At 70.3% G+C, this 15,851-nt stretch carries 13 protein-coding genes; 3 read left to right on the forward strand and 10 right to left on the reverse strand.

Annotation, left to right across the window (positions count from 1 at the left end; translation table 11 throughout):
- Positions 1–3 precede the first annotated feature (3 nt).
- The 10 genes from ACIBBH_RS18975 to ACIBBH_RS19020 form a co-directional block, all read right to left on the reverse strand.
- The gene (locus tag ACIBBH_RS18975) at positions 4–1,773 is read right to left on the reverse strand and encodes an IucA/IucC family protein (RefSeq protein ID WP_399405915.1); all 1,770 of its coding nucleotides are present in this window, start codon (positions 1,771–1,773) and stop codon (positions 4–6) included.
- The gene (locus ACIBBH_RS18980) at positions 1,770–2,300 is read right to left on the reverse strand and encodes a GNAT family N-acetyltransferase (RefSeq protein WP_399405917.1); all 531 of its coding nucleotides are present in this window, start codon (positions 2,298–2,300) and stop codon (positions 1,770–1,772) included. Before ACIBBH_RS18980 ends, ACIBBH_RS18975 begins: the two co-directional genes overlap by 4 nt.
- Positions 2,297–3,583 carry a lysine N(6)-hydroxylase/L-ornithine N(5)-oxygenase family protein gene (locus tag ACIBBH_RS18985; RefSeq protein WP_399405919.1) on the reverse strand — a complete coding sequence of 429 codons (1,287 nt, stop codon included), beginning with the start codon at positions 3,581–3,583 and terminating at the stop codon, positions 2,297–2,299. The genes ACIBBH_RS18980 and ACIBBH_RS18985 overlap by 4 nt, the downstream gene beginning before the upstream one ends.
- Positions 3,567–5,009 (reverse strand): lysine decarboxylase DesA, encoded by a 1,443-nt coding sequence (desA, locus tag ACIBBH_RS18990; RefSeq protein WP_399405921.1) that lies wholly within the window; start codon positions 5,007–5,009, stop codon positions 3,567–3,569. The genes ACIBBH_RS18985 and desA overlap by 17 nt, the downstream gene beginning before the upstream one ends.
- A gap of 137 nt (positions 5,010–5,146) precedes the next feature.
- Positions 5,147–5,980: a siderophore-interacting protein gene (locus ACIBBH_RS18995; protein ID WP_399405923.1), complete on the reverse strand. Its 834-nt coding sequence runs from the start codon at positions 5,978–5,980 to the stop codon at positions 5,147–5,149.
- A 9-nt stretch (positions 5,981–5,989) separates the two neighbouring features.
- Positions 5,990–7,039 (reverse strand): ABC transporter substrate-binding protein, encoded by a 1,050-nt coding sequence (locus ACIBBH_RS19000; protein ID WP_399405925.1) that lies wholly within the window; start codon positions 7,037–7,039, stop codon positions 5,990–5,992.
- 140 nt (positions 7,040–7,179) lie between these two features.
- A complete protein-coding gene (locus tag ACIBBH_RS19005) occupies positions 7,180–8,340 on the reverse strand; it encodes an acyl-CoA dehydrogenase family protein (protein WP_399405927.1) in 1,161 nt (386 codons plus the stop codon).
- A gap of 7 nt (positions 8,341–8,347) precedes the next feature.
- The gene (locus tag ACIBBH_RS19010; protein WP_399405929.1) at positions 8,348–9,289 is read right to left on the reverse strand and encodes a hydroxymethylglutaryl-CoA lyase; all 942 of its coding nucleotides are present in this window, start codon (positions 9,287–9,289) and stop codon (positions 8,348–8,350) included.
- Positions 9,286–11,217 carry an acetyl/propionyl/methylcrotonyl-CoA carboxylase subunit alpha gene (locus tag ACIBBH_RS19015; RefSeq protein WP_399405931.1) on the reverse strand — a complete coding sequence of 644 codons (1,932 nt, stop codon included), beginning with the start codon at positions 11,215–11,217 and terminating at the stop codon, positions 9,286–9,288. The genes ACIBBH_RS19010 and ACIBBH_RS19015 overlap by 4 nt, the downstream gene beginning before the upstream one ends.
- 17 nt (positions 11,218–11,234) lie before the next feature.
- Complete coding sequence (locus tag ACIBBH_RS19020) at positions 11,235–12,851, reverse strand: carboxyl transferase domain-containing protein (RefSeq protein WP_399405933.1); 1,617 nt, start codon at positions 12,849–12,851, stop codon at positions 11,235–11,237.
- An 85-nt stretch (positions 12,852–12,936) separates the two neighbouring features.
- On the opposite strand from ACIBBH_RS19020, the gene ACIBBH_RS19025 reads away from it, so the two are divergent.
- From ACIBBH_RS19025 to ACIBBH_RS19035, 3 genes are all read left to right on the forward strand, one after another.
- Positions 12,937–13,536, forward strand: coding sequence for a TetR/AcrR family transcriptional regulator (locus tag ACIBBH_RS19025; RefSeq protein ID WP_399405935.1), 600 nt, complete (start codon positions 12,937–12,939; stop codon positions 13,534–13,536).
- A gap of 96 nt (positions 13,537–13,632) precedes the next feature.
- Positions 13,633–14,790, forward strand: a complete 1,158-nt coding sequence (locus ACIBBH_RS19030; protein ID WP_399405937.1) for an acyl-CoA dehydrogenase family protein — start codon at positions 13,633–13,635, stop codon at positions 14,788–14,790.
- A gap of 35 nt (positions 14,791–14,825) precedes the next feature.
- On the forward strand, positions 14,826–15,701 hold the full coding sequence (locus ACIBBH_RS19035; protein WP_399405939.1) for an acyl-CoA thioesterase: 876 nt from the start codon (positions 14,826–14,828) through the stop codon (positions 15,699–15,701).
- Positions 15,702–15,851 lie beyond the last annotated feature (150 nt).

The following is a 15,851-nucleotide window of genomic DNA, read 5'->3' on the forward strand; positions in this document are numbered from 1 at the left end:
GGGTCAGAACCCCGCTATCGGGTTCTCCAGGTTGCCGGCGAGCTGCAGCGCGCCGGACGGATCCGCCAGGTCCACCATCTGCCGGTTGTCGCGCAGCTGGAGGCGGTTGAGGCAGGACAGGGCGAACTCGGGGGTGAACATGTCGTACTGCCGGAACCTGTCGCCGAGTTCGGGCGTCGCCTCCTGGTACTCGCGGGTGACTTCGGCGACCGTGCGCCAGAAGCCGTCCTCCTCCAGGATTCCCTCGGTGGCCAGGATCGCAGCCAGGAAGCGGAAGAAGCAGTCGAAGACGTCCGTGAAGATCGACAGGAGTCTCCTGTCCTCGGGGACCTCGACGCGGATCCGCCGGACCTCGGGGGGCAGGACCGCGTCCGGGTCCATGACCGCGATCTCCTCGGCGATGTCCTTGTAGACCGCCCGTTGCACGACACCGTCCTTCAGCACGAGGATGACATTCTCGCCGTGCGGCATGAACACCAGGTCGTAGGCGTAGAAGCTGTGCAGGACGGGGGTGTAGTACGCCCGCAGGTAGCGGCGCAGCCACTCCACCGGCGCCAGCCCCGACCGCGCGATCAGGGCCCCGGCGAAGGACGCGCCCTCGTGGTCCACGTGCAGGAGCGAGGCCATGGTGGCCAGGGACTCGCCCTCCCGCAGCGACGGCACCGGGCTCTCCCGCCACAGCGCGGCCAGCATCTTGCGGTACGGCGAGTAGCGGTCGGTGGCCTTCTCGTACTCCAGGTGCCGGTAGCCGACGGCCGCCCGCTCCCGGATGACCGACAGGCCGGCCGACTTCAGCACGGGGTCGTTGTCGATGAGCCGGGCGAGCCAGTCGTTGATGGCCGGGGTCGCCTCCATGTAGGCGGCCGACAGACCGCGCATGAAGCCCATGTTGAGGACGGACAGGGCCGTCTTCACGTAGTGCTTCTCGGGGTGCGAGCTGTTGAAGAAGGTCCGGATGGACTGCTGCGCCAGGTACTCGTCGTCGCCCTCGCCCAGGCAGACCAGGTGCCGGCGGGCGACCTCGGCGGCGAAGGTGACGGCGAGCTTGTTCCACCACTGCCAGGGGTGGACGGGGATGAGGAGGTAGTCGGCGGGGTCGAGGCCCTGGCCGGTGAGCGTGGCGCGGAAGCGCTCCAGCGTGGGCCCGCCCAGCTCGTCCCGCACGAAGGCCTCGTACTCGATCCCGGCCCCGGCCGTGAACGCCGCCCGCGACCGGTGCGCCGCCAGCCACACCAGGCGGACGGGGCTCGCGGCCTCGGGGGCGTACGACAGGTACTCGTGGACGCCGAAGCCGAGCCGCCCGTTGTTGGCGACGAAGCAGGGGTGGCCCTCGGCCATGCCGGTCTCGATGGCCTGGAAGCCGCCGCGGGCCAGCTCGGCGACCGGCATCCGCGGCTTGGTGAGCTTGTAGCAGGTGCTGGAGAGGGTGGAGGAGATCTCCTCCAGGTAGACCGGGAGGATCTCGTCGCTCAGGCCCAGCGACCGCTGCAGCTCGATGAAGAAGTCCAGGGCCGCGAGCGGGAGTTCGGATCCGTCGCGGTGGCGGGTGATCGAGTCGGCGTCCACCTGCCAGTGGTCGAGGGCGCGGTGGATGGCGGTGAAGCGGTAGCGGGTGAGGCCGTCGTCGCTGCGGACGACGTACGTGTCCCCGTCCGGTTCCGGGGTGATCAGGCGCTCGTGCGTGAACTCGGCGAGCGCCTTGCGCACGAGGAGACGGTTGGCCTTCTCCCAGCGCTCGGGGGAGAGGTGGGCCACGGCGTCGGCGAGGCTCATACGGGCACCCCCGTCGCGGCGACGAACTGCTCACGCGTGCAGAAGCTCAGCAACGCCTTCTTCTCCGGCTTCTGTATCTCCCGTTCCGGCACGAACCCGACGGCTTCGTTCAGGGCGTGCACGGCCTTGTTGCGGACGTCGGGCTCGACGACGACGCGAGCCGTCGCCGGGTCCTCGAAGAGGTGCGCCATCACGGCGGTGATGACCGCCCGGGTGAACCCGTGCACGGGGGTGTCGGCCGGCGCGACCAGGAAGTGCATTCCGACGTCGCCGGGCCGCGGCTCGTACAGGCCGGCCAGCTCGCGGTGGGCGGGGTCGTACTTCTCCATCAGGAAGGCGGGCACGTCCTCGTGGAACCCGAGGTACGCGTGGTGGTGCTCGTCGGCCGCGATCTCCAGGTACGCGCGCTCGACGTCCGCCGGCTTCGCGTCCTGCATCATCCAGAACGCCGCCTTGGGATGCGTGACCCAGCCGTGCAGCAGCTCGGCGTCCTTCAGGGGGTCGAGGGGGCGGATCGTGAAGGTCATACGGCGAACTCCTGGAACGCGATCGTCTTCTCGACCGGGTAGTACTCCGTGCCGAGCAGCTCACGGATGATGCAGCTGTTGCGGTACGCGCCCATGCCCAGGTCGGGGCTGGTGATGCTGTGGGTGTGGACCCCGGCGTTCTGCAGGAACACGCCCCGGCCCGTGACGTCGATGGCGTAGTTGCGGGCGACGTCGAAGCGGCCGTGGTGGTCGAAGCGGAGGCGGTCGCGCACCGGCTCGAGGAAGGCCGGCGGCCGGTAGTGGTACCCGGTGGCCAGCACCAGGCCTTCGGTGCGGATCTCGAAGTCCTTGTCCTGCTCGTCCTGGTGGAAGCCGAGTGTGTACGAACCGTCCTCGTACCGGGCCTCGACCAGCGAGGAGTTGGTGAGCAGGCGGGTGGGGACCGGGCGGTCGCCGCTTTCGACGTTCTTCTGGTAGAGCAGGTCGAAGATCGAGTCGATCAGGTCCGAGTTGATGCCCTTGAACAGGCCCTTCTGCTGCTTCTCCAGCCGGTAGCGGGTCTCCTCGGGCAGCGCGCGGAAGTAGTCGATGTAGTCCGGGGACGTCATCTCCAGGGTCAGCTTGGTGTACTCCAGCGGGAAGAACCGCGGGGAGCGGGTGACCCAGTTGAGCTCGTAGCCGTGGACGTCGATCTCGGAGAGGAGCTCGTAGTAGATCTCCGCGGCGCTCTGGCCGCTGCCGACGACGGTGAGGGACTTCTTGGTCCGCAGCTCCGCCTTGCGGTGCATGTACTGCGCGGTGTGGATGAGGTCGCCGCCCAGTTCCCGGCAGGCCTCGGGAACGAAGGGGACCGTCCCCGTGCCGAGGACCAGGTGGCGGGCGCGGAACGTTTCGCCGGCCTGGGTACGGACGGCGTACACCCCGTCCTCGTACGTCACCTCGGTGACCGTCGTGTGGAAGCGGACGCTGGTGAGCTTGCCCGCGGCCCAGCGGCAGTAGTCGTCGTACTCGACCCGCAGCGGGTAGAAGTTCTCGCGGATGTAGAACGAGTACAGTCTGCCCTTCTCCTTCAGGTAGTTGAGGAAGGAGTACGGGGAGGTGGGGTCGGCCAGGGTGACCAGGTCCGACAGGAACGGGGTCTGGAGGTGGGCGCCGTCGAGGAACATGCCCGCGTGCCACTCGAAGCCGGGCTTCGACTCCAGGAAGACGCCGGTCAGTTCACCGATCGGTTCGGTGAGGCAGGCGAGGCCCAGGTTGAAGGGGCCGAGGCCGATCCCCACGAAGTCGTAAGGGGCGGCCGGGGCTTCAGGACGCGCGGTCAAGGGAGTCTCCCAGGTACTGCTCGGCGTGGCCGGCGATCAGGTCGAGGACGGCGGCGATGTCGTCGGCCGTCGTCTCGGGGTTGAGCAGGGTGAACTTCAGGTAGTGGCGGCCGCCGGCCTTGGTGCCCGCGACCACGGCGTCGCCGGAGGCGAACAGGGCCTTGCGGGCGTGCAGGTTGGCGCGGTCGATCTCGGCCGGGTCGGTGACGGCCGCCGGGATGTAGCGAAAGACCAGGGTGGAGAGGGAGGGTTCGACGACGACGTCGAAGCGGGGGTCGGCGGCGAGCAGCCTCCAGCCCTCGGCGGCCAGGTCGCACACCTCGTCGAAGAGTTCGCCGATGCCGTCGGCGCCCATGGTGCGCAGGGTCATCCACAGCTTGAGGGCGTCGAAGCGGCGGGTGGTCTGCAGGGACTTGTCGACCTGGTTGGGGATGCGCTCCTGCACCATGCGGCGGGGATTGAGGTACTCCGCGTGGTAGGTGGCGTGCCGCAGGGTGGCCGCGTCGCGTACCAGTACGGCGGAGGAACTCACCGGCTGGAAGAAGGACTTGTGGTAGTCGACGGTGACCGAGTCGGCGCGCTCGATGCCGTCGAGGAGGCCGCGCCGCCTGTGCGAGACCAGCAGCCCGCAGCCGTAGGCCGCGTCCACGTGCATCCACACCCCGTACTGGGCGCAGAGCTCGGCGATCTCCGGCAGCGGGTCGATGGAGCCGAAGTCGGTGGTGCCGGCGGTGGCGACGACCGCCATGGGGACCAGGCCGTCCTTCTTGCAGCGCTCCAGTTCGTGGGCGAGCGCGACGGTCTGCATGCGCTTGTCGTGGTCGACGGGGATGGCGACGACGGCGTCCTGCCCCAGGCCGAGCAGTTTCGCGGACTTCTTCACGCTGAAGTGGCTGACCTCGGAGGTGAAGATCCGCAGTTCGGCGAGTGCGTCGGTCTTGGCCTCCTCGCGGGCCAGCAGCAGCGCCTGGAGGTTGGACTGGGTGCCGCCGGAGGTGAACACGCCGTCGGCGGACGGGCCGAGGCCGACGCGGGCGGTCGTCCAGTCGATCAGCCTGCGCTCGATGAGGGTGCCGCCGGCCGACTGGTCCCAGGTGTCGAGGGAGGAGTTGACGGCGGAGAGCACCGCCTCGCCGAGTACGGCCGGGATGACCACCGGGCAGTTGAGGTGGGCGAGATAGCGGGGGTGGTGGAAGTAGACCGCGTCCCGGAGGTAGAGCTCCTCCAGCTCGTCCAGCACCGCTGTGGTGTCGTGCAGTGGGCGGTCGAGGTCGATCTCGTCGATGCGGGGGGCGAGCGCGTCGACCGTGATGCCGGTGAACGGACGGTCGATGGTGGCGAGTTTGGCCGCCACCCGCTCGACTCCTTCGGTCACGGAGCGGCGGTAGTGCTCCGCGGTGAGGTCATTGAGCAGGTGCGAGCGCATGTGGGGGTCCTCCGAGGGGACAGTCCGTGCGGGACGGGAGAGGGGCGAGTCGCGCGGCCATCAACTTAGGTTAGCCTAACCTAAGTAAAGTCCCGCGAAACTCGCCCCTCCCGTGACCGCCGTCACGTCGACCGGAGTTACCCCGATGCCCGCAGCTGTTCCTCGGTCATCCCCTGCCGCCAGTAGCCGACGAAGGTGACGCGGCGTCGGTCGATCCCGCGCTCGCCGACGAAGTGCCGGCGCAGCGCCTTGACGCACCCGGACTCGCCCGCGATCCACACGTACGGGTGCTCGGCCGACGGGAGTCGGGTGTCCCGAAGGATGTCGAGAGCCAGGGGGGACCCTTCGGTGCCGCCCGAGTCGCGTACGAGCCAGGTGACCTCGGCGTCCGCCTCGGTCACCACGTCCTGGATGTCACCGGCACGGCCCACCTCCAGCCAGGCGCGCACGCGGCTGCCGGCCGGCAGGGACTCCAGGGTGGCGCAGACGGCGGGCAGGGCCGTCTCGTCGCCCCACATCACCACCAGGTCGGTGTCCTCGGGCGGCCGGAAGCGGATCGCCCGGTTGTCGGCGATCGCCGGGCCGAGGAGGAGGACGCGGTCACCGGGGGTGGCGTGTGAGGCCCAGCGGGAGGCGGGGCCGGCCGGGGTGTGCAGGGCGAAGTCGATGTCGATCTCGTCGGGGCCGCGGCGCAGGGCCCGGAGCGTGTACGAGCGCATCACCGCCCGTACGTCGTCGGGCAGTTCACGCCAGCCCTGCCACCAGCCGTCACCGAGCTCGATCGGCACGGCCGGCCCGGGCTGGCCCGGGTGCGGCAGGAACAGGGACAGGGACTGGTCCCGCCCGTGGGAGTGGAAGGCGTGCAGGTCTGGCCCGCCGAAGGTGACACGGACCAGGGACGGACCGAGCCGCCTCGTCCGTACGACCTGGAGGGAGAAGAAACGGAACGGTGCGGCTACGGCAGTGGTCACGGTGACTCCTCAGCTGACCTTCTTCGCCTTCTCGATCGCCTCCGCCAAGTCCTCGAGCAGAGGCGCACACTTGTCGTAGGAGAGGATCGGCTCCGGATTGCGCGCGATCACCTGCCCGGCCTTGACCGCGGGCAGCTTCTTCCACGTGCCCTCGGCGATGTCGGCGGGCTGGATCGCCGAGGTGCGGTTGTCCATCATGATGATGTCCGCGTCGTACTTGTCGACGTTCTCCCAGCTCAGCGACTCGAACCAGCCGCCCCGCTCGGCCTTGGCCTTCTCCGGGGGCTCGACGAAGTTCACGCCGAGGGCCTTGAAGTACTCCAGGTCGACGGAGAGGTTGGTGCCGGAGACGTAGAACAGGTCCTGGCTGGCGGAACCGGCCATCACCTTGATGTCCGGCTTGGCCTTGGCGGCGGCGCGCAGCCGGGCCGCCGCGTCCTCGAAGCGCTTCTTGGCCTCGGTGATCTTGCCGGCCGTCGTGTCCGCGCCGAGGGACTCGGCGAGTGCCAGCATGCGCTGGAGCGGCTCGGTCAGCCGGCGGTCGTAGACGGAGATGCCGACGCTCGGGGCGCCGACGGCGAGGATCTTCTTCTTCGACTCGTCGGGGACGTACCAGAGGGCGCCGGCGTCGTCGAACATCGTGGAGATGAGGACGTCCGGGGCGAGGGCCGCGTACTTCTCGACGTTGAACTGGCCCCACTCGTTGCCGAGGACCGTCAGCTTGCCGACGTCCAGGTCGCCGGCCTGCACGTCGGCCTTGCCGTCCTTGGTCTCCGTCGGGCCGAAGACGCCCTTGGCCTGGATGCCGTAGTCGTGGAGCGCGGCGGCCACGCCGACGAACGCGACGATGTTCGCCGGGACCTTGTCGGCCTTGGCGGTCGTGCCGCGGTCGTCCTTGAACGACCAGGGGCCGGACTTGCCCGCCGCCGTCCCGCTGTCCGAGCCGCCGCTTTTGCCGTCGTCGTTCCCGCAGGCCGCGAGCGCGGCCCCGAGGGAGAGGGCGCCGCCCGCGGCCAGGATGCCGCGTCGGGTGAGGTGGGTGGCACGGGCATGGGGCATGGGTATGACTGCTTTCGAACGGGGCGGGGCGCCCGCCGGACAGGTCGAAGATAGGTTAGCCTAACCTCAGTTCGTGTCCAGAGGGCGGGGCGCCCGGCGCCCGTAACTCCAGGCGGCCTTCGGGGCCGCGCAGGCGCCGCTCAGCCCACCAGCCCCAACTCCCGTGCGATCAGCATCCGCTGCACCTCGCTCGTGCCCTCGCCGATCTCCAGGATCTTGGAGTCGCGCCACATGCGGGCGACGGGGTACTCGTTCATGAAGCCGTACCCGCCGTGGATCTGGGTGGCCTCGCGGGCGTTGTCGACGGCGATCGTCGACGAGTAGAGCTTCGCGAGGGCCGCCTCCTTCTTGAAGGGCTCGCCCGCGACCAGACGGCTCGCCGCGTCGCGCCAGGCGAGGCGGGCCGTGTGGGCCTTCATCTCCATGTCGGCGACCTTGAACTGGATGGCCTGGTTGGCGCCGATCGGGCGGCCGAACGCGCGGCGCTCCTTGGCGTACTTCACCGACTCGTCGACGCAGCCCTGGGCGAGGCCGGTCGCCAGGGCCGCGATGGCGATGCGGCCCTCGTCGAGGATGCGCAGGAACTGGGCGTAGCCCCGGCCCTCTTCGCCCAGCAGGTTCGCCGCGGGGACGCGGACGTCCGCGAAGGACAGTTCGCGGGTGTCGGAGGCGTTCCAGCCGACCTTCGAGTACGGGGCGGCCACCGTGAAGCCCGGGGTGCCGGACGGGACGATGATCGCCGAGATCAGCGGCTTACCGTCCGGCTTGCGGCCCGTCACCGCCGTGACCGTGACCAACCCCGTGATGTCCGTGCCCGAGTTGGTGATGAAGCACTTGGTGCCGTTGATCACCCACTCGCCGGAGTCCGGGTCGAGCCGGGCCGTCGTGCGGGTGGCGCCGGCATCGCTGCCGCCGTCCGGTTCCGTGAGCCCGAACGCGCCGAGGATCTCTCCCGAGCAGAGGCGGGGCAGCCACTCGCGCTTCTGCTCCTCGGTGCCGAAGAGGTGGATCGGCATGGCGCCCAGCGAGACGCCCGCCTCCAGGGTGATGGCGACCGAGGAGTCCACCCGGGCCAGCTCCTCCAGCGCGATGCCCAGCGCCAGGTAGTCGCCGCCCATGCCGCCGTACTCCTCCGGGAACGGCAGCCCGAACAGGCCCATGCGGCCCATCTCGCGGACGATCTCGTACGGGAACTCGTGCCGCTCGTAGAAGTCGCCGATCTTCGGCGCCACGACATCGTGCGCGAACTCCTCCACGGTACGGCGGAGTTCCTCCAGCTCGGGGCTCAGGCGGTGGTCCATGGTGATCTCACTGGTCCTTGTGGGAGAGGGCGCGGACGGTGCGGGACGGGCTGGGTCGGCCCAGTTGTTCGGCCATCCACACGCTCGTGGCGGTGAGGCGGCCGAGATCGACCCCGGTGTCGATGCCGAGGCCCTGGAGCATCCACACGAGGTCCTCGGTGGCGAGGTTGCCGGTGGCGGACCTGGCGTACGGGCAGCCGCCGAGGCCGCCCGCGGAGGCGTCCACGGTGGTGACGCCGTGCTGGAGCGCGGCCAGGGTGTTGGCGAGGGCCTGGCCGTAGGTGTCGTGGAAGTGCACGCCGAGGACGTCGGTCGGCACGCCCTCCTCGTTGAGCGCGCACAGGAGGGTGTGGACATGGCCGGGCGTCGCGACCCCGATGGTGTCACCGAGGCTCAGCTCGTCGCAGCCCAGGTCCCGCAGCGCCTTGCAGACGCGCACGACCTGGTGGACGGGGACCGGTCCCTCCCACGGGTCGCCGAAGCACATGGACAGATAGCCGCGCACGTGCACCCGCTCGGCCTTCGCGCGGGCGACCACCGGCTCGAACATGGCCAGCGCCTCGTCCACCGTGCGGTTGAGGTTGGCCTTCGCGAACGACTCGCTCGCGCTGGCGAAGACGGCGACGCGGCGGGCGCCGAGCGTCAGGGCCCGGTCCAGGCCGCGTTCGTTCGGCACCAGTACCGGGAGCGCCACCGGGAGGTCGGCGACGAGCGGGAACAGCTGCTCGGCGTCGGCCAGTTGGGGCACCCACGCGGGGTGCACGAAACTCGTCGCCTCGATGGTCGTCAGGCCCGCCTCGGCCAGGCGGCGGATGAACTCCGCCTTGACCTCGGTCGGCACGGCCGTCTTCTCGTTCTGCAGCCCGTCGCGCGCGCCGACCTCGTGGATCCGCACCCGGGCGGGCAGATCCTGGGCCGGTACGGTCATGGGGAGTCCGTGTACGGTCATCCGTCGGCCTCCTCCTGCGGTGTGATCACCGCGAGCACCTGGTCCATGGCCACTGTCGTGCCCGGCTGCACGTCCAGCTCGGCGACCGTGCCGGCGTGCGGGGCGGCGATGACGTGCTCCATCTTCATCGCCTCCACCACCAGCAGACTCTGGCCCGCCTCGACCTCGTCGCCGACGGCCACCTTCACCACCGTCACCGTGCCCGGCATCGGCGCGGTGAGCGAGTCGGCGCCCGCGTGCGCGGACCGGGTCAGGGACGCGGCCACCGGATCGTGGTCGCGCACGTGCCAGGCGTCGCCGTCGCGGCCCAGCCAGTCGGCCGCGCGGCGGAAGGTGTGCCGGACGCCGTCGAGGGTGACGGCCACCTCGTCCTCGGTGACGGTGTGGGTGCCGCGCGGGACGTACTCCACCGGGTCGGTGACGCGCAGGGGGAAGGCGACGGGCTTGGGTGTGCCGCCCAGCCGCCAGCCGTTCGGTACGGAGAAGGGGTCGGTCCAGCCCGTGCCGCGGGGCTTCAGGGCCTCCAGGCGTACGGCGGCAGCCGCCTCGTAGACCTCCTCCGGTACGTCGGTGGAGACCAGCTCGTCCACCACCCGCTCGACCAGCCCGGTGTCCAACTCTCCCGCCACGACCGCCGGATGGCCCAGCAGTCTGCGCAGGAACCCCGCGTTGGTCTGCACGCCCAGCGTCACCGTCTCCGCGAGGGCGGCCCGGAGCTTTCTGATCGCGGTCGCGCGGTCCGGGCCGTACGCGATCACCTTGGACAGCATCGGGTCGTACAGGCTGCCCACCTCGGTGCCCTCGCTGAGCCCCGAGTCGGTGCGGACGCCGTCGCCCTGGGGTTCCCGGAGCCTGAGGACCGTGCCGCCGGAGGGCAGGAATCCGCGAGCGGGGTCCTCGGCGCAGACGCGGGCCTCGATCGCGTGCCCGGTGAGGGTGATGTCCTCCTGCCCGTACGGCAGTCGCTCGCCCGCCGCGACCCGCAGCTGCCACTCCACGAGGTCGAGACCCGTGATGAGCTCGGTGACCGGGTGCTCCACCTGGAGGCGGGTGTTCATCTCCATGAAGTAGTACGAGGAGGGGTCGCCGCCGGGGACGATGAACTCCACCGTGCCCGCGCCCCGGTACCCGCAGGAGCGGGCCGCCTGCACCGCCGCCTCGCCCATCGCGGCCCGGGTCTCCTCGTCGAGGAGCACGCTCGGCGCCTCCTCGATGATCTTCTGGTGCCGGCGCTGGAGGGAGCACTCGCGTTCGCCGAGGTGGACGACGCCCCCGTGGCCGTCGGCCAGGACCTGGATCTCGATGTGCCGGGGCCGGTCGACCCACCGCTCGACGAGCAGCGTGTCGTCGCCGAAGGAGGCGCGGGCCTCGCGGCGGGCGGCGGCGATCTCGTCCTCCAGAGCCGACAGCTCCCGCACGAGCCGCATGCCCTTGCCCCCGCCGCCCGCCGACGGCTTGAGCAGCACGGGCACGCCGATCTCCCGAGCGGCCTCGGCCAACTCCGCGTCCGTGAGCCCGCTGCCGCTGGAGCCGGGGACCACCGGCACCCCGGCCGCCTTCACCGTCTCCTTGGCGCGGATCTTGTCGCCCATGAGGGAGATGGCGTCCGCGGGAGGCCCGACGAAGACGAGCCCCGCCTTCTCGCACGCGCGCGCGAAGTCGGCGTTCTCGGCGAGGAAGCCGTATCCGGGATGGACGGCCTGCGCGCCGGTGCGGGCGGCGGCGTCGAGGATCCGCCGGATGGACAGATAGCTCTCGGACGCCGGCGCCGGACCGATCCGTACCGCCGTGTCGGCCTCCCGGACATGCCGCGCGTCGGCGTCGGCGTCGGAGAAGACGGCGACGGAGCGCACGCCCATCGACCGCAGCGTACGGATGACGCGTACGGCGATCTCGCCCCGGTTGGCCACCAGTACTGAGTCGAACATGGTCGTCAAGTCCCCCCTCACATCCGGAAGACGCCGAACTGGGGTTCACCCAGGGGCGCGTTGGCACAGGCGGTCAGGGCCAGGCCCAGCACCTGACGGGTCTCCAGCGGGTCGATGACCCCGTCGTCCCAGAGCCGGGCGGTGGCGTAGTAGGCGTTGCCCTGGCGCTCGTACTGGGCCCGGATCGGCGCCTTGAAAGCCTCTTCCTCGTCCGTGGGCCAGTCCTCGCCCCGCGCCGCCAGCTGGTCCCGCTTGACGGTGGCGAGGACGGAGGCGGCCTGCTCGCCGCCCATCACGGAAATCTTGGCGCCCGGCCACATCCACAGGAAGCGGGGGGAGTAGGCCCGCCCGCACATGGAGTAGTTCCCGGCGCCGTACGAGCCGCCGACGACGACCGTCAGTTTCGGTACGCGCGTGCAGGCCACGGCCGTGACCATCTTGGCGCCGTGCTTGGCGATGCCGCCGGCCTCGTAGTCCTTGCCGACCATGAAGCCGGAGATGTTCTGCAGGAACACCAGTGGGATCCCGCGCTGGTCGCACAGTTCGATGAAGTGGGCGCCCTTCTGGGCGGACTCCGAGAACAGGATGCCGTTGTTGGCGACGATCCCGACCGGGTGGCCGTGGATCCGGGCGAAGCCGGTGACCAGCGTCTGCCCGAACTCCGCCTTGAACTCGGCGAAACGGGAGCCGTCGGCCACCCGCGCGACGATCTCGCGGACGTCGTAGGGGGTGCGGGAGTCGACGGGGACGGCGCCGTAGAGCCCGTACGGATCGACTTTGGGTTCGACGGCTTCGGTGACCTCCCAGGGGAGGGGCCCGCGCGCGGGGAGGGTGGCGACGATGTTCCGCACGATCCGCAGGGCGTGGGCGTCGTCCTCGGCGAGGTGGTCGGTGACGCCGGAGACCCGGGAGTGCACCTCACCGCCGCCGAGCTCCTCGGCGGTGACGACCTCGCCGGTGGCGGCCTTCACCAGCGGCGGGCCGCCGAGGAAGATCGTGCCCTGGTTGCGGACGATGACCGCCTCGTCGCTCATGGCCGGGACGTACGCCCCGCCGGCGGTGCAGGAGCCGAGTACGGCCGCGATCTGCGGGATGCCGGCGCCGGACATCCGGGCCTGGTTGTAGAAGATCCGCCCGAAGTGCTCGCGGTCGGGGAAGACCTCGTCCTGCATCGGCAGGAAGGCGCCGCCGGAGTCGACGAGGTAGAGACAGGGCAGCCGGTTCTCGAGGGCGACCTCCTGCGCGCGCAGATGCTTCTTCACCGTCATCGGGTAGTACGTCCCGCCCTTGACGGTGGCGTCATTGGCGACGATCACGCACTCGCGCCCGCTGACCCGCCCGATCCCCGCGATGACCCCGGCGGCCGGGGCCTGCCCCTCGTACATCCCGTCGGCCGCCAGCGGGGCCAGCTCCAGGAAGGGCGAGCCGGGGTCGAGGAGGGTGTCCACCCTGTCCCGGGGCAGCAGCTTGCCGCGCGCGGTGTGGCGGGCGCGGGCCTTGTCGCCGCCACCGAGCGCGGCCGCGGCGAGCTTGGCGCGCAGCTCCTCCACGAGCGCCCGGTGTGCCTGCTCATTGGCTCGCCAGGCGTCGGACGCGGGATCGGCCGCGCTCGTCAGCTCCGGTGCCTCGTGCATCCTGCGGTCCCCTCACTGGTTAATGAGCGTTAACGCATTTCCTACAGGTTAACGAGCGCTAACCTCGCTGTCTAGAATTGCTTGCATGGCCACCAGAACCGACGCCCCCACCCGACGCGAGCAGATCCTCAAGGAGGCCGCTCGGCTCTTCGCCGAACGCGGCTTCCACGGTGTCGGGGTCGACGAGATAGGCGCGGCGGTCGGCATCAGCGGGCCCGGCCTCTACCGCCACTTCCCCGGCAAGGACGCGATGCTCGCCGAGCTGCTGGTCGGCATCAGCGGCCGGCTGCTGACCGGGGCGAAGCGGCGCCTGGCGGAGGCCGACGGCGGGGCGGGTCCCGGGGCGGTCCTCGACTCGCTCATCGAGGGGCACATCGACTTCGCGCTCGACGACCGTCCCCTCATCACCCTGCACGACCGCGAGCTGGACCGCCTCCGCGACAGCGACCGGAAGCTGGTGCGGCAGCTTCAGCGGCAGTACGTCGAGCTGTGGGTGGAGGTCGTCCGCGAGGTCTATCCCGCCCTGACCGAACCCGCCGCCCGCTCGGCGGTCCACTCGGTCTTCGGTCTGCTGAACTCGACGCCGCATCTGGGCCGCGCCGGCTCCCTGCCGGGGCGCGGGGCGACGGCGGCCCTGCTGCACCGGATGGCCCGGGGGGCGTTCGCGGCGGCCTCGACGGGGTGACGAGCGTTACCCCCCCACCACCCTGGACCAGATCCTTACCCGCCGGTACCTTTGATCTGAGCAAGCGCTTAGACATGGTACGTGGAGGTGGGCGGCGTGCGCCGTACGGTGTTCAACGAGGATCACGAGGCGTTCCGGGAGACCATTCGCGCCTTCATCGAGGCCGAGGTCGTACCGGTGTACGACGAGTGGTTCGCGGCCGGCCAGGCGCCGCGCGACTTCTATTACAAGCTCGGTGAGCTGGGCATCTTCGGTATCAACGTCCCCGAGGAGTTCGGCGGCGCAGGCCTGGACACCCACAAGTTCGAGGCCGTCCTGTACGAGGAGACCTCGCGCGCGGGCATCCAGTTCGGCGGCTCCGGCGTGCACGTGCTGCTCGCCCTGCCCTACATCAAGATGCTCGCCACCGACGAGCAGAAGAAGCGCTACCTGCCGAAGTTCGTCACCGGCGAGGAGATGTGGGCGCTGGCGATGACCGAGCCCGGCACCGGCTCCGACCTCGCGGGCATGAAGACCAGCGCCAAGCTCTCCGAGGACGGCACGCACTACGTGCTCAACGGCGCCAAGACCTTCATCACCGGTGGCGTCCACGCCGACCGCGTGATCGTGGCCGCCCGTACCGCCGCGCCCTCCGCCGAGGACCGCCGCTTCGGCATCTCCCTGTTCGCCGTGGACACCAAGTCCGAGGGCTACTCCATCGGCCGCAAGCTCGACAAGCTGGGGCTGCGCACCTCCGACACCGCCGAGCTGGCGTTCGTCGACGTCAAGGTGCCGGTCGAGGACCTGCTCGGCGAGGAGAACAAGGGCTTCTACTACCTCGGCCACAACCTGGCCTCCGAGCGCTGGGGCATCGCCTTCGGCGCCTACGCCCAGGCCAAGGCCGCCGTCCGGTTCGCCAAGCAGTACGTGCAGGAGCGCACGGTCTTCGGCAAGCCGGTCGCGAGCTTCCAGAACACCAAGTTCGAGCTGGCCGCCTGCCAGGCCGAGGTGGACGCCGCCGAGGCCGTCGCCGACCGCTCGCTCGAGGCCCTCGACGCCGGTGAGCTGACCCCCGCCGAGGCCGCCTCCGCCAAGCTGTTCTGCACCGAGGTCGCCCACCGCGTCATCGACCGCTGCCTCCAGCTGCACGGCGGCTACGGCTTCATGAACGAGTACCCGATCGCCCGCCTGTACGCGGACAACCGCGTCAACCGCATCTACGGCGGCACCAGCGAGATCATGAAGACGATCATCGCCAAGGACATGGGTCTGTAAGCCGCGGGAAATTACCGGCGGATACAACTGACTCCATGAGCCAGGCACTCCAGGATCTCCTCGATCTGCTCGACCTCGAGCAGATCGAGGAGAACATCTTCCGCGGCCAGTCACGGTCCGCTGTCGTCCCGCGCGTCTTCGGTGGACAGGTGGCGGCCCAGGCGCTGGTCGCCGCCGGGCGAACGGTCCCCGCGGACCGGCCCGCGCACTCCCTCCACGCGTACTTCCTGCGCCTGGGGGACCCCGGCGCGCCCATCGTCTACAACGTCGAGCGCATACGCGACGGCCGCTCCTTCACCACCCGCCGAGTGGTCGCGATCCAGCACGGCAGGCCGATCTTCACCCTGTCCGCGTCCTTCCAGACGTATGAGGACGGCCTCGACCACCAGGCCCCGATGCCGCCCGCGCCCGACCCGGCGACGCTGCCCACCTCCCAGAAGCGCCTGCGCGGCTACGGCCACCTCGCCCCCGAGGTCGTGGAGCGGTTCCTGCAGGCGCGCGAGGCGGTCGACCTGCGGTACGTCGACGAGCCGCCGTACGGCAGGTTCGGCGAGCCGCGCGAGCCGCACTCCCAGGTGTGGTTCCGGGCCAACGGCAAACTGGAGGGCGCCATCGACATACCCCTGCTGCACGTCGTCCTCGCCACCTACGTCTCCGACATGACCCTCCTCGACTCCGTGCTGCTCGCGCACGGCCGCGGCGGCTGGGCCGTCGGTGACGTCGTAGGGGCCTCGCTGGACCACGCGATGTGGTTCCACCGGCCGTTCCGGGCCGACGAGTGGCTGCTGTACGACCAGGAGTCGCCGTCGGCGTACGGCGGCCGCGGGCTGGGCCAGGCCCGTATCTACACCCAGGACGGGCGGCTCGCCATATCGGTCATCCAGGAGGGTGTGGTCCGCGTCCCCAGGTGAGACGCGTGGTCGCCGGCAGAAGGCTGCCCGATATGCCGAGTTGCGGGTGCGGGACTAGTAGGGCTTGGTCAGTTTCACTCGTGAGTGGCATGTCTGTTGGGCTGTGGGTGTCGTTGTGGTGGTGTGACACCTGGGGAGATGGCCGAGGTC

The sequence above is a fragment of the Streptomyces sp. NPDC051636 genome (assembly GCF_044453765.1).
In the GTDB taxonomy this organism is placed as follows: Bacteria; Actinomycetota; Actinomycetes; order Streptomycetales; family Streptomycetaceae; genus Streptomyces.